The sequence below is a fragment of the Terrimicrobium sacchariphilum genome, assembly GCF_001613545.1.
In the GTDB taxonomy this organism is placed as follows: domain Bacteria; phylum Verrucomicrobiota; class Verrucomicrobiia; order Chthoniobacterales; family Terrimicrobiaceae; genus Terrimicrobium; species Terrimicrobium sacchariphilum.
In genome coordinates this window covers 126,984-139,969 of the sequence record NZ_BDCO01000003.1, presented here as the reverse complement: position 1 = coordinate 139,969, position 12,986 = coordinate 126,984, and the positions used below count along the sequence as shown (strand labels likewise).

The following is a 12,986-nucleotide window of genomic DNA, read 5'->3' as shown; positions in this document are numbered from 1 at the left end:
GTGCTGGCCGACGACACCATCGCCGCGATCTCGACGCCTCCCGGAGAGGGAGCCATCGCGGTGATCCGTGTCTCGGGACCGGACGCCATTCGCGTGGCGGAGCGCATCTTCCGCCCGCGCAAGGCCGGAGCCGTGCTCAGCGAGCGTGTGCTGCATTTCGGCTCGTTTCATCGCGATAGCGAAAAGCTCGACGAGGGCCTGCTCGCCGTTTTTGCCGCGCCCCGCAGTTACACGGGGGAAAACATGGCCGAGATTCACGGCCATGGCGGCGCACTGGTCAGTTCCCGTCTCTACGAGGCGGTGCTGGAGGCCGGTGCGCGCGCGGCGGAGCCCGGGGAGTTCACCCAGCGCGCCTTTATCAACGGCAAGATGGACCTCACCCAGGCCGAGGCCGTGATGGACGTGATCCGCGCCAGCACGCCCCGCGCGCTGAAGGCGGCTCAGGAACAGCTTCGAGGCCGGCTCGGCGATGAGATCGAGGCCATTCGCGCCCGGGTGCTCGCCGTGGTGGCGCATCTCGAGGCGTATATTGACTTTCCCGAGGAAGGCATCAACCCGCATGTCGGGGCCGACCTGCTGCGCGATATCGCAGCGATCCAGGAACGCATCACCGCGCTGCTCGACACGGCGGAGGAAGGCCGCATCCTGCGCGAAGGCGTGCGCCTCGTGCTCTGCGGCGCGCCGAATGCCGGCAAATCCAGCCTGCTCAACCGCCTGCTCGGCTTTGAACGGGCCATCGTGAGCGCGATTCCGGGCACGACGCGCGACACCATCGAGGAATTCGCCAGCCTGCACGGCCTGCCCTTCCGTATCACCGACACGGCGGGCCTGCGCGAGACGGACGATGTGATCGAGCGCGAGGGCGTCGAACGCGCCCGCCGCGCCATCGAAAACGCCGACGTAATCGTGCGCGTGATCGATGCGACAGAAACCTACGACCTCGCCAGAACGGAAAACGAACTGATCGTCCTCAACAAAGTCGACCTCCTCGCCAGCCGCGACAGCCTTCCCGCCCAGGCGCTGCCAGTTTCCTGCACCACGGGCGAGGGCATACGTTCCCTCGTCGACGCGATCGTGGCGCGAACGCGCGGCGCGAACATCGAATCCCCCACCCTCGCCGCCATCAACGCCCGGCACCAGAGTTGCCTCGTTCGCGCCCAGAAGGCGCTGGCCCAGGCCACGGAAGATCTCGCCGCCGGACGCGATCCCGAGCTGGTCGCGCTCCCGCTCCGCGAGGCCCTGCAGGCCGTGGGCGAGGTCGTCGGACTCGCCGATACCGAGGAAATCCTCGGCGAAATTTTCAGCACCTTTTGCATCGGAAAATGAATATCTACGAATCGGTCCTGCGCCCCGTCATGTTCCGGATGGACCCGGAAACGGCGCACCATTTCGCCCTCGACCAGCTCGCCACCATCCCGCCGCAGGTCCTGCGGCTCATCTTTGGTCCCGCCCCGGCCCAGCCGCGCGAGGTCTTCGGCATCACCTTCCCGAATCCCGTCGGCCTCGCCGCTGGCATGGACAAAAACGCCACCTCGCTCGCAGGCTGGGAGGCACTCGGGTTTGGCTTCGTCGAGATCGGAACGATCACCGCACACGCCCAGCCCGGCAACCCAAAGCCGCGCATTTTCCGCTATCCGCCGCTCGGCGCTCTGGTGAACCGGATGGGGTTCAACAACGATGGCTCCGAGGAGGTCGCCCGCCGTCTCACCCGCCTGAAGGAAGCGGGCGAGTGGCCGCGCATTCCGGTCGGCGTGAACATCGGCAAGTCAAAGATCACCCCGCTCGAGGGAGCGCCCGAGGACTATCTGACGAGCTTCCGGCGGCTGCGCGCCTTCGGCGATTATTTCGTCATCAACGTCAGCTCACCCAACACGCCCGGCCTGCGCAATCTCCAGGAGACCGGCCTGCTGCGCGACATCGTGCGGGCCATTCGCTCCGAGGACGCAAAAATTCCGCTGCTGGTAAAAATCGCCCCCGACCTCGCGGACGAGCAGGCCTTTGAAATCGCCGCCATGGCCGAGGAAGAAAATGTCTCCGGCCTCATCGCGACTAACACGACCATCGACCACAGCGCTCTCGCTGGCCTCCGCGACGAAACCGGCGGACTGAGCGGCAAGCCATTGCGCACCCGTGCCAGCCAGCTCCTGCGGGACCTGAAGAAGAAAACCCGGCTCCCGATCATCGCCTCCGGCGGCGTGATGGACGGAGAATCCGGCAAGGAGAAGTTTGACGCTGGGGCCAGCCTCGTTCAAATCTACACCGGCTTTATTTACCGCGGGCCGCAATTGATCCGCGCCATTTGCCGCGCGGCTGCGTAACGTCTCCACCACATCACTTTATGACGACAGACTGGAAATCGATCACCCTCACGCTGGGCCACTCCCCCGACCCGGACGACGCCTTCATGTTCTACGCGATGAAGGAGAACAAAATCGACCAGCATGGCTACAAGTTTGAGCACATCCTGCAGGACATCCAGACGCTCAACGAACGCGCGACCCGCGGCGAACTGAACATCACCGCCGTCTCCATCCACGCGCTGGCCTACGTGCTCGACAAATACGCTCTCCTGCCCAGCGGCGCGAGCATGGGCGACGGCTACGGCCCGATGTTTGTCACGCCCTCGACCGAGGGACTGGCTGACGACGCCGATGACGAGGCCCGCAAGCAGTGGCTCCTCGGCAAGAAGATCGCCATCCCCGGCCTGATGACGAGCGCCTTCCTTGCCGCTCAGCTGTATCTCGGCAAGGGCTTCGATTACGTCGTGGTTCCCTTTGATGAAATCTTTGACGCCGTGAAATCCGGCAAGGCCGACGTGGGTCTCATCATCCACGAGGGCCAGCTCACCTTTGCCAACGAGGGGCTCAAGCTTGTTCTCGACCTCGGCGAATGGTGGAAACGCACGCGCGGCGGCATCCCGCTCCCGCTCGGCGGCAACGTCGTCCGCAAGGATTTCCCGCCGGAAGTTCGCCACGAGCTGAGCGACATCCTGCGCGAAAGCATTGCCTACGGCCTGAAGCATCGCCACCCGGCGGTCGTTCACAGTATGGAGCACGCCCGCGGCATGGACGTCCCGCTCGCGGACAAGTTCATCGGCATGTACGTCAACGACTTCACGCTCGATTACGGCGACCTCGGCCGCAAGGCCGTGCACCAGTTCCTCAAGGAAGCTGCTGATGCGGGATTGATCCCGACGATCGAGCACCTCGAGTTTGTCGAGTAGGCGAAGCCGAACGAAAGACTCCTTACCGACCAGTCGGCTGCTGACCTAGTGGCCGACTGGTTTTTTTTCGGGCTGCTCGGCGACCTTTTTGGAGGCTTCGTCGAGCTTGGCGATGAACTCCTTGTTCTCCGGGTCGAGCGCCAGCGCCTTCTGCCAATACAGGACGGCCTCGGCGGTCTTGCCGAGCTTGTGATAGGCGTCGGCCACGTGACCGTAAACGGTCGGGTCCGGCTCAGGCAACGCCTCAGCCGCGCGGAGGAGTTCAGTGAGAGCTTCCTGGTATTTGCCCTGGTGGTAGTAAAGCCAGCCAAGGCTATCGATGTAGGCTCCATTGGACGGCTCCATGGCGAGGGCGCGACGAATCAAAAGCTCGGCCTCATCGAGATTCTTACCCTGATCAGCCCACATGTAACCGAGATAATTGTACGCTTCGCCGGCATTGGCTGGATCCAGATCGATGCTCTTCTTGAGCATCGCGGCAGCCAGATCATGCTGGCCGGCACGTTCAGCGGCTCCGCCGTAGTCAAAATAAAACCGCGCATCGAGCAGATCGGGCTGGCTGTTTTCCGCCTCCTTCTCCGCGTCGGCAAAGGCTTTCACCGCCTGATCATGCTTCCCCGCCTGGCTGAGAGAAACCGCATACAGATGGGTGATGCGTGCGACACGTGGGAAATTCCGACGAGCCTCTGCGAGAGTGGCAGCCATTTCGTCATACCGCTTCATGCGATAGAGCAGATCTACGACGATGGAATAGCGATCGATGTTACCCGGTTCGATCACCACCGCCTGGCGGGCATTGACAAGGGCCTTGGAGAGGTCCCCATTTTTAACGTAAAGCTCCGACAGTGTCACATAGGTATCGAGGCTGAGCGGATTGGCGGCGACGATTGCCTCAAACTGCTCGATGGCTGGATCCACTTGACCCACATCGAGATAGCAACGGGCTAGCTTTTCGCGGGTAGCGAGAGATTCCGAGCGCAGCTCGATCACCCTCTTATAATACGGGATCGCCTTTTCCGTCTGGCGGGATACGGCGTAAAGGTCGCCCAGCTTGGCAGCGACATCGAACTTTTCCCCTCCGAGAGAGGCCGCCTGATCGAGAAAGCGGTTCATTTGCGCTACTGTCGCGCCATCCGGTGGCACGTTGTCACGCACGGCTCCGCGGGCCGTCATCTCCGCAAGGGAGAGCCAGAAATCGGGATCGGTGCTTTTGGACTTCGCCGCGCGATCGAGGACAAGCTGAGCCTTCGCGGACATGCCCTGGCTCTGGTACGTCTCCCACAGGAGCTCGTAGCCGTCGGCGTTATCGGGCGCAATGTCGATGGCTTGCTGCGCGTAGCGCGCGGCAAGCTCCGGCTTTTGCAAATGACGCAGATAAATCGTCGACAGGGCAAGGTACGGGGCGACGACCTTGCGCTTCGCGGCGATGGCATCCTTGAGCACGTTGGTGGCCTCGGCCGTTTCCCCGCGACGCAGATACTCATAAGCCACCTCAATGGCGAGTTCCGAACAGCCGGGATCGAGGTCGAGGACCTTCCGTTTGCTTTCGAGAGCCTTTTCAGGACCGGCGCTCTCCTCTTCGAAGATGCCGGACATGAAATACGCAAGCGCGTCGGCCTGCCGCTTGCCCTTCTCGTTCAGATCGGGCGCCGTATGAGGCACATCCGTCGGAACGAGATCGGCATCGGCAGCCCGAACCGGGCCCGCGACGAGAATAAAGCCTCCTAAAACAAGGGAGGATGCCAGCCAAAGCACTCTTTGTGAGGCCTTGGGACATCCACACCTGTTCATGGCGGAGACTTTATCCGCTAGGACTTGTAGCGCAACCGCTTCTTGTGACGATTTTCGCGCATGCGCTTGCGACGCTTGTGCTTCGCGATCTTCGCCTTTCTTTTCTTTTTAAGTGAACCCATGAACAGTGATGTACTTCTAAACTAGTAGACTACCTTGTTGAGCGGATATTCGATAATCCCCTCCGCACCAAGGGCTTTGAGTCTGGGAATGATCTCGCGAACGACCTTTTCTTCAATGATCGTTTCGACAGCAACCCATCCAGACTGGGCCAAGGGCGAAACTGTAGGATTTCGCAACGCAGGCAGCGCCTCAAGCAAATTCTTCAAATTTGCTTCGGGTAAATTCATCTTGAGCCCGACGAGGTCGCGCGCATTGAGGGCGCCCTTGAGGAGAAGCGCGATATTTTCGAGCTTCGCACGCTTCACCGGGTCCGCCCATGCCTGCTTGTTGACGATGAGGACAGGGAAGGACTCCATGAGCGTCTCGACGATGCGGAGCTTGTTGGCGCGGAGCGAGGAACCGGTCTCGGTGATGTCGACGATGGCGTCGACGAGGTCGGGTACCTTCACCTCGGTGGCGCCCCAGGAGAACTCGATCTCGACATTCACCCCGGCCTTTTCAAAGAACCGGCGAGTGAGACCGACGGCCTCGGTGGCGACGCGCTTGCCCTCGAGGTCCTTCACGGAATGAATCTCGGAGGCTTCCGGCACGACGAGGACCCAGCGGGTCGGGCGGGCGGTGGCTTTGCTGAAAGGCAGTTCGATGATCTCGTGGACGTCGGAGGCGTTTTCGGCCACCCAGTCGCGGCCGGTGAGACCCGCGTCCAGATACCCATGCTCGACGTAGCGGCTGATTTCCTGCGCGCGGAGCAGGCGTAGCCCGAGCTCAGGGTCGTCGACGGACGGTCGGTAAGACCGCTTGGAAGTGGAAATCGAGAAACCGGCCTTGTCGAAAAGGTCGATCGTCGACTCCATCAGGCTGCCAGACGGCAGGCCAAGTGTAAGGATCTGTGACATGAAAGGGGCGATAATTAGGGCCAAGCGCCCCCCTCACGGCAAGGGAAAAGGAGCAAGCCGGGGAAGCGACGTCAGTCCTCGCGAAAGACTTCCGGGTCTTTGTCGGACTCGGTTTCGAGCTTTTTCTGCGCCTCGCGCTCCCTCTCCCGGCGTACGCGACGTTCGAGCAAACCGAGGGTGATGCCGTAGCTGATCGCAGCCGCCGGAGCGGCCAGAAAGAGCGACCCCACCAGAAGCGGCAGGCCCACGTTGAGAAAGGTCGTCCACTCCAGCATCTGTCCCAGCTTCAAATGCAATCCATGGGTCTTGGTCGGAATGTTGTGAAAATTACCGAAGTGACTGAGGACGAAGACGCCAATGTCGTATTCCACTTTCAGCAACACAGGCCAGAGTGGCGTCACGATATCGTGAAGCGAAACCGCAATGACGGCGGCAATGGGATTGACGCGAAGGACATAGGCCAGCCCCAGGCTGAGCACAGTCTTCAACCCAAAGAGCGGAGTGAATCCCATGAACATCCCGATCGCCACACCACCGGCGATGGCATGCGGCTTGTCCTTCAGGGCGATGATCTTGCCGGGCATCGCCTTGAATTCGCCCAGCACTTTCCTACCCCAATCGGACAACTTCATTGGCCGAAGTCCTAAATGACCTGGAGCCTTCGTTCCAGATTGAATTCGCCACGGGGCGAATCTATCCTGAAGGGCTATGACCATGGCGGAGGATTATCGGGAGGAAGATTCGCCTTCCAGTTTCCAGCGGTGGATCATTCCGGCGTTGATCCTGTCGATCCTTCTGCATGCCGGTTTGCTCTACTGGGCGCGCCTCACTCCCGTGGTAAAATCCGAGAAGGAAGTTTACGAAAAAGTGGTACCGCGCACCTTCCGTATCGAGCGGGCGCAGATCGACGAGGAACTCCTCAAACCCGAGCCCGCCGAGAAAAAGCAGGTCGCCATGGCTCCGGATGCCGTGAAGCTGCCCGACGAGGCCCCGGCCTTTGAAAAGATGATGTCGCAAAATCCCGGGCAGCCTGCTGCGCCGAAGATCGACCAGCAGATTCTCTCCGAGAAGCCCACCGCCGCCGCAACCACGATGGAGCGCACCCTGGCCGAGGCGCAAAAGAACGGCACCCAGAGCGCACTGGAAGACCCGAAAGCTCTCCAGCAGGCCCTCCTTAATGAAAAGCCCGCGGGCGGCGCGGCAGTGAGCGACCTGCTTGCTCCCGATACCCTGACGGGCCGATCCATTGCCAAAACAGGCGCCGAAGCCGGGCGCAACGCACCGGGTTTCAGCAATCTCGATTCCCTCCTGGCCCAGACCGGTCCGCTCACGGCGGAGACCGCCCCGATCCTCATGCCGACGGACCTGCTCTTTGGCTACAACGAGTCCGACCTCCGGCCCGAGTCGCTGGCCAGCCTGGAGAAACTCGGCGAACTCATCCGCCGCAACCCCCAGGCCGTCTTTCAAATCGAGGGGCACTCGGACACCTTCGGGTCCGACTCCTACAACATGGATCTCAGCCAACGCCGCGCGGATAGCGTGAAGGCGTGGCTCATCGCGAGGATGAACATCCCGGCCGACCGCGTGACGGCGCAGGGATTTGGGAAAACGAGGCTCATCGTGCCCGGTGGCTCGATCGAGGAACAGCAGATCAACCGCCGAGTGGAAATCGTAATCCGAACGAAATGATCACCCCGAAGGAACGGGCCTTGGAGCAGGCCGCAAAGTCTCTCCAGGAGAAGGCCCGAAAGAAGAAGGACGACTCCATCGAAATCTTCCGCGGATTCCGCAAGATCGAGGAACACCGGCTGCGCATCTGGCACAAGTCCGGCGGCGGCGGCCGCGAGGTGGCCCGCCAGCGCTCCGACCTCGTCGACATCCTCTTCCGCGAGCTCTTCGACGGCATCGTGCGCTCTGTTGCCCCCAAGGGACTTCCCGACAGCGTCGTCGTCGCGGCCTTCGGCGGCTACGGTCGTCGCGAGCTGACCCCGAGCAGCGACATCGACATCATGTTTCTGCTGCCTCGCGCCCAAGTCTCCAAGGTGACGGAGGAGGCAATACGAATGACGCTCACGGCGCTGTGGGACATCGGCTACAAGGTCGGGCACTCGACGCGCTCGATCCCGCAGGCCATCAAGCAGGCCAACTCCGATCTCGTAACCAAGACCTCAATGCTCGAGTGCCGCTACCTCACGGGCAACCGCGAGCTTTTCAACGAGTTCAAGGAGCGTTTCGTCGCCGAATGCGTAGAGGGTAAGGAGGCCGAGTACTTCGCCTGGCGCCTGGCCAACCAGACGGAAGTCCACGATAAGAACGGCAACAGCGTCTTCATGCAGGAGCCCAACGTGAAAAACGGCATCGGCGGTCTGCGCGATTACCAGAACATCCTCTGGATCGGATACTTCAAGGAGCGCGTGATGACGACGGCCAAGCTCGTCGAGCACAAGTACCTGCGCGAGCCCGAACGCCGCGCGCTGGAAAAGGCCTACGACTTCCTGCTCCGCGTCCGTACGGAAATGCACTATGTGACGGGCCGCCCGCAGGACAGCCTTACGCTCCAGCTCCAGGGCCGCGTCGCGTCGGACTTCAACTACCCGCAGCGCCACATCCTCCGCCGCGTGGAGGCGTTCATGCGCGAGTATTATACCAAGACCCGCGACATCCATCTGATCACCGACTCGGCCATCGAGCGAATGAAGCTCGTGCCGGAAAAGGGACCCGCCCTGCTCGGTCTGCTCAAGCCAAAGGTCGAGAGATTCGATGGTTTCATTTCCCGCAATGGCAAGTTGTACGCGGAAAATCGCGAGACCTTTGCCGAGGATGTGTTTCGCATCATCCGCGCCTTTCTGCACATGCAGGTTCGCAAACTCGACCTGAGTCCCGAGTTGAGCGATTCGCTTCGCCGGAGACTGCGCCTGGTCGATCGGACATTCCAGTACTCGCGGGCGGCACGCGAAACCTTCCTCGCCATCCTCTCCCGCAAGGGTGAGGTGGGCCGCATCCTGCGCGAGATGCACGATCTCGGATTCCTTGCGCGGCTGGTTCCGGAGTTCGCTCCCCTCACCTGTCTGGTACAGCACGAGTTTTACCATCGATACACGGCGGACGAGCACACGCTCGTATGCATCGAGAAGCTCGATGGCGTACTCTTCGCCGAGGAGGAAAAATTCCGAGGCTATCGCTCGCTTTTCCAGAAGCTGGAAGATCCCGGCATGCTTTACCTCGCAATCCTGCTGCATGACGTAGGCAAGGCCGCCAACCAGCGCCACCACGAGGATGCTAGCGCGATCCTGGCCCAGAAGGTGGCCCGCCGCCTCCAGCTCTCCTCCGAGCGCCGCCGCATGCTCATCACCTTGGTGAACTCGCACTACGAGCTCTCGTCCACCGCGCAAAATCGCAACCTGGACGACCCGGCGACGATCGAGGAATTTGCCCGCATCGTCGGCAACCGTGCCAATCTCGACGCCCTCATGCTCCTCACCCTTGCCGACGGCATGGGCACGAGCGACCAAAACTGGTCCGACTGGAAAGAAGGCCTCGTGTGGATTCTCTACCGCCGGACGAGCGATTACCTCGAGGGCGGCCATGAGGCGCTGGAGCGCCTGAAGAAGGATCGCGGCGAGTTGCAGATCGCGGTGAAAGCCAAGCTGCCGAAGGACTATGGCGAGGAAATCCTCGCGCACTTCGCCCACATGCCCGACCGGTATTTGCAGATGTTCGACGCGGACCAGATCGCGCAACACCTCAAGATTTTCCGCTCATTCATCGAGACGCATCTCAAGAAGGATGGCGTTGACGCCCTCGCCCCATGCTTCAAGTGGATTCCCAAACCCGATCTCGGCCATAGCGAGGTATGGGTGTGCGGATGGGACCGCCCGCGACTGCTCGAGCGCATCGCGGGTGCGTTTCTCTCGGCGCAGTTGAACATCCTGAGCGCTGACATCTTCACGCGAGGAGACAACCTCGCCATCGACATCTTCCGCGTCTGCACAACCCAGCTCACGCCGGTGACGAACCCCAAGGATTACGCCCGGGTGGAAAGTTGCCTGCAGGATTCGCTCGCGGTGGAGGACTACGATTTCTCCTCGCTGATCCGCAAGGATACGCGCATGCGCAGTTACCGGATGTCGCAGGAGGCCGAGCTCCCGAGCAAGATCAACATCGATAATATCTCGCATCCTAACTACACGCTCATCGACATCCAGACGCCCGACCGACTCGGTCTCCTTTATGATCTACTCCGTGCCTTTGGCGAAGCCGGGGTTAACATCGAGCTCTCCCGGGTCACCACGGAGATGGAGGTCGCCATCGACAGCTTTTACGTGACGGTGAAGGATGGTCTGAAGCTGACCGATGAAAACGCCCTGAAGCGCATCATGAAGCTGCTGCGTCGCGCGGCGATCCGGCCCATCGGATGACATCCCGTTTCGGAGCGCTGTTCTGGAGACAGATCGTGCGCCCGTCCTGGCGACGCCCGGCGCTGACGCTGCTGAATGTCTTCAGCATCGCTCTCGGCGTCGCGGTCTTCCTGGCCATCCAGGCGGCGAATCGCAATGCGCTCCAGAGTTTTCGCAGTGCGGCCGAGCTGACCACAGGCAAGGCCGACCTGGAGATTCGCGGGAACATCCCAGAGGAAATCTTTCCCAAGGTGCAGACTGTTCCCGGGGTTCTCAGCGCCACGCCGATCGTGGAAGGGCTGGTCGTCGTTCCCGACCTGCCGGGAGAGTATCTCCGCATCCTGGGGGTCGATCCTTTCACTGGCCGCGACCTGTTTGCCTTCGATCTCCAGGGAGCAAATCGTGAACCGCTGGATTTTGGCAAATGGCTGGCTGATCCCGAGGCCATTGCCCTCCAGCAGGATCAACTCGCCGTGCTCGCACCTGCCATTCGCGATGGAAAGCTTCCCGTGCTGGCAGGCAGTGCACGGCGCAAACTCCAGCCCGCGTTCCTCTTCACTACGGGCCATAATCTTGCCGGAGCCGATCCCCGCGTGGCGGCGATGGACATCGGCTGGGCGCAGGAACTCCTCGGCAAATCCGGGCACCTTTCCTCGATCCAGATACTCCTCGAGTCACCGAAGGACGAGGCCCCCGTCACGGCAGCGCTCAAGGCGCTCGTACCTGCCGATGTGATCGTGGCCCCGCCAGTCACGCGTACTCGCGAGGTCGAGTCGCTCCTGGGTTCCTTTCAGCTCAATCTCACGGCGATGAGCCTCGTCTCGCTCTTCGTCGGCATGCTCCTGATCTACAACAGCGTGAGCGCATCCGTCGTGCGCCGCCGCCCGGAGATAGCCATCCTGCGCGCCTGCGGAGCCACCCGCGCGGAGGTACGCCTGCTTTTCCTCGGCGAGGCGGCCTACGAGGCACTACTCGGCTCGGCTCTTGGCATCGTGCTCGGCCCGGTGCTCGCCAGCCTTGTCGCCTCTCCCATCGAGCAAAGCGTCTCCAGCCTTTACGAGGTCGTCCGCCTCGGCACGAACTCCCTCGCTCCCAGCCAGGTCGTACTCGGTTTTGCCGTCGGTATTGGCGCGTCCCTCGTGGCCGCGTGGCGTCCTGCCTCCGAGGCCGCGACCTGCGATCCCGCCAAGGTGCTCCATCCCGGCGCAGCCGTTGAGCAGCTTGCGCCCCGGCGCCCGTGGCATCTCGTGGCCGCCGCGGTCATCCTGCTCGTCGCCTTCCTTTCCGGCGCTCTCTCCCTCGCCCTGGGTTCGCGCTGGCTACCCTTCGTCAGCGCGGGTGCGGTGCTCACCGGCTTTGCCCTGGTCGTTCCGTGGCTCGCGGCAGGCGTGGCCGCCACTTTCCGCGGTCGCGGCGTGTACCTGCGCCTCGCCTCCGATCACCTCGTGCGCACGATGCATCGCAACGCCGTGACGATCGCCTCGCTGGCCTCGGCGGTGGCGCTGACCATCAGCGTTTCGGTGATGATCCACTCCTTCCGCGCCAGCGTGGCCAAGTGGATCAGCCACACGCTCCAGGCCGACCTCTACATTTCTCCGGCAGCCAACGATGTCGGCGGCTTCGAGTCCTACCTGCCTGCCAATGCCCTCGCCTGGGCCCGCTCGCAACCTGAGACGGTGGAAATCTCCGCCTTCCGCGAAATGACCGTGCGCTGGCAGGGCCACCAGATCGGCTTGACCGTTCTCGATGGCAAAGGACGCGGCGACCTGGAGTTCCTCCCCGGCTCGTGGCCGGACGCGAAGGAAAAATTTCTCACCGGTCAGGCCGTCGCCGTCTCGGAAAGCCTGTACACGCGCTACCGCATCAGCACGGGCGACACCATCACTCTGCCCACGCCCTCCGGCGACCAGCAGTTCACCGTCTGCGGCGTGTTCCGAGATTTCACCAACGAACGTGGCGTCATCATGATGCAAAGCTCGCTCTTTCAGAAATACTGGCACGATGCGCGCTGGCACTCGATGGGTATTCGCGTGAAAGAAAACCGCGACGCAGTCGCCCAGCGGTTCCGCGCCACATTTGGGGACGAGGGTCAGTTCGTTGTTTACAACAACCAGTCCCTCCGCCAGCGCGTCTTCGAGATTTTTGACCAGACCTTTGCCGTGACCTCAGTGCTGCGCGGCATCGCGGTGATTGTGGCTATCATCGGCGTGCTCTTCTCCCTCAGCGTCCTCGTGATGGAGCGCGAACGCGAGGTCGGCGTACTCCGCGCCATCGGCGCGTCCCGCCCGCAGGTGCTGGGGATATTCCTCGGCGAGGCGGGCTTGATCGGCATCGCGGCCACGATCTCAGGCATCATCTCGGGAATGGCGCTCGCCATGGTGCTGACCTGGGTGGTGAACAAGGCTTTCTTCGGCTGGTCGATCGAGCTGACCTATCCGCTCGGTCCCATCATCACCACGCCATTGTGGCTGATTCCCGCCGCGCTCATTGCGGCGCTCTTTCCCGCCTGGCGTGCGGCGAATATCCGCCCGGCTATCGCAGTGCGTTTCGAGTAAC

At 62.1% G+C, this 12,986-nt stretch carries 10 protein-coding genes; 6 read left to right on the top strand and 4 right to left on the bottom strand.

The window, feature by feature from the left end; all coding sequences use genetic code 11:
* From mnmE to TSACC_RS18275, 3 genes are read left to right on the top strand one after another with little or no spacing between them, the layout of a single operon-like run.
* Complete coding sequence (gene mnmE, locus TSACC_RS18285; protein WP_202816005.1) at window positions 1-1,326, top strand: tRNA uridine-5-carboxymethylaminomethyl(34) synthesis GTPase MnmE; 1,326 nt, start codon at window positions 1-3, stop codon at window positions 1,324-1,326.
* Window positions 1,323-2,318, top strand: coding sequence for a quinone-dependent dihydroorotate dehydrogenase (locus tag TSACC_RS18280; protein WP_075080918.1), 996 nt, complete (start codon window positions 1,323-1,325; stop codon window positions 2,316-2,318). Before mnmE ends, TSACC_RS18280 begins: the two co-directional genes overlap by 4 nt.
* A 20-nt stretch (window positions 2,319-2,338) precedes the next feature.
* Entirely contained in the window at window positions 2,339-3,223 is an 885-nt protein-coding gene (locus TSACC_RS18275) for a menaquinone biosynthesis family protein (RefSeq protein WP_084400656.1), read from the top strand.
* 45 nt (window positions 3,224-3,268) lie between these two features.
* On the opposite strand, the gene TSACC_RS18270 is transcribed toward TSACC_RS18275, so the two are convergent.
* The 4 genes from TSACC_RS18270 to TSACC_RS18260 form a co-directional block, all read right to left on the bottom strand.
* On the bottom strand, window positions 3,269-5,014 hold the full coding sequence (locus tag TSACC_RS18270; protein ID WP_084400655.1) for a tetratricopeptide repeat protein: 1,746 nt from the start codon (window positions 5,012-5,014) through the stop codon (window positions 3,269-3,271).
* Window positions 5,015-5,031: 17 nt separating this feature from the next.
* Complete coding sequence (locus TSACC_RS22790) at window positions 5,032-5,136, bottom strand: AURKAIP1/COX24 domain-containing protein (RefSeq protein WP_101927876.1); 105 nt, start codon at window positions 5,134-5,136, stop codon at window positions 5,032-5,034.
* A gap of 21 nt (window positions 5,137-5,157) precedes the next feature.
* The gene (gene hisG, locus TSACC_RS18265; RefSeq protein ID WP_075080916.1) at window positions 5,158-6,033 is read right to left on the bottom strand and encodes an ATP phosphoribosyltransferase; all 876 of its coding nucleotides are present in this window, start codon (window positions 6,031-6,033) and stop codon (window positions 5,158-5,160) included.
* A gap of 71 nt (window positions 6,034-6,104) precedes the next feature.
* Window positions 6,105-6,665: a DUF2062 domain-containing protein gene (locus tag TSACC_RS18260; protein ID WP_169809699.1), complete on the bottom strand. Its 561-nt coding sequence runs from the start codon at window positions 6,663-6,665 to the stop codon at window positions 6,105-6,107.
* 82 nt (window positions 6,666-6,747) lie between these two features.
* On the opposite strand from TSACC_RS18260, the gene TSACC_RS18255 reads away from it, so the two are divergent.
* From TSACC_RS18255 to TSACC_RS18245, 3 genes are read left to right on the top strand one after another with little or no spacing between them, the layout of a single operon-like run.
* The gene (locus tag TSACC_RS18255; protein ID WP_169809698.1) at window positions 6,748-7,722 is read left to right on the top strand and encodes an OmpA family protein; all 975 of its coding nucleotides are present in this window, start codon (window positions 6,748-6,750) and stop codon (window positions 7,720-7,722) included.
* Window positions 7,719-10,451, top strand: coding sequence for a [protein-PII] uridylyltransferase (gene glnD, locus TSACC_RS18250; RefSeq protein ID WP_084400654.1), 2,733 nt, complete (start codon window positions 7,719-7,721; stop codon window positions 10,449-10,451). Before TSACC_RS18255 ends, glnD begins: the two co-directional genes overlap by 4 nt.
* Entirely contained in the window at window positions 10,448-12,985 is a 2,538-nt protein-coding gene (locus TSACC_RS18245; protein ID WP_075080913.1) for an FtsX-like permease family protein, read from the top strand. The genes glnD and TSACC_RS18245 overlap by 4 nt, the downstream gene beginning before the upstream one ends.
* Window position 12,986: the final 1 nt, after the last annotated feature.

Excerpts from the sequence above, each read along its gene's own strand:
- TSACC_RS18245 (WP_075080913.1), top strand. The coding sequence starts at position 10,448 with ATGACATCCCGTTTCGGAGCGCTGTTCTGGAGACAGATCGTGCGCCCG.
- glnD (WP_084400654.1), top strand. The coding sequence starts at position 7,719 with ATGATCACCCCGAAGGAACGGGCCTTGGAGCAGGCCGCAAAGTCTCTC.
- TSACC_RS18280 (WP_075080918.1), top strand. The coding sequence starts at position 1,323 with ATGAATATCTACGAATCGGTCCTGCGCCCCGTCATGTTCCGGATGGAC.
- TSACC_RS18260 (WP_169809699.1), bottom strand. The coding sequence starts at position 6,665 with ATGAAGTTGTCCGATTGGGGTAGGAAAGTGCTGGGCGAATTCAAGGCG.
- TSACC_RS18270 (WP_084400655.1), bottom strand. The coding sequence starts at position 5,014 with ATGAACAGGTGTGGATGTCCCAAGGCCTCACAAAGAGTGCTTTGGCTG.
- TSACC_RS22790 (WP_101927876.1), bottom strand. The coding sequence starts at position 5,136 with ATGGGTTCACTTAAAAAGAAAAGAAAGGCGAAGATCGCGAAGCACAAG.
- TSACC_RS18275 (WP_084400656.1), top strand. The coding sequence starts at position 2,339 with ATGACGACAGACTGGAAATCGATCACCCTCACGCTGGGCCACTCCCCC.
- hisG (WP_075080916.1), bottom strand. The coding sequence starts at position 6,033 with ATGTCACAGATCCTTACACTTGGCCTGCCGTCTGGCAGCCTGATGGAG.
- TSACC_RS18255 (WP_169809698.1), top strand. The coding sequence starts at position 6,748 with ATGGCGGAGGATTATCGGGAGGAAGATTCGCCTTCCAGTTTCCAGCGG.